At 45.4% G+C, this 346-nt stretch carries 1 protein-coding gene; it reads right to left on the reverse strand.

The features are described from left to right. A partial coding sequence (locus tag AC1M9M_RS14845; protein ID WP_481596713.1) for an EF-Tu/IF-2/RF-3 family GTPase occupies window positions 1-346 on the reverse strand: 346 nt, incomplete at both ends.

A 346-nucleotide genomic window follows, 5' to 3' on the forward strand; every position in this document is an offset into this window, starting at 1 on the left:
GTTGTACGTCTTCACGCTTAGTACCACGTAATAAGATACCACAGTTCTCGCCCGCACGACCTTCGTCTAGAAGTTTACGGAACATTTCAACGCCAGTTACTGTCGTTTTAACTGTGTCTTTGATACCTACGATTTCAACTTCTTCGCCTACTTTCACGATACCAGCTTCTACACGGCCAGTTACTACTGTACCACGACCAGAAATAGAGAATACGTCTTCGATTGGCATTAAGAATGCTTTATCAATAGCACGCTCTGGCTCTGGGATGTAAGTGTCAAGCGCTTCAACAAGAGCAACAACTGCATCTTCACCGAACTGACCAGCTTCACCGTTAAGTGCAGCAAG

The organism is Acinetobacter sp. ANC_7503, assembly GCF_056780035.1.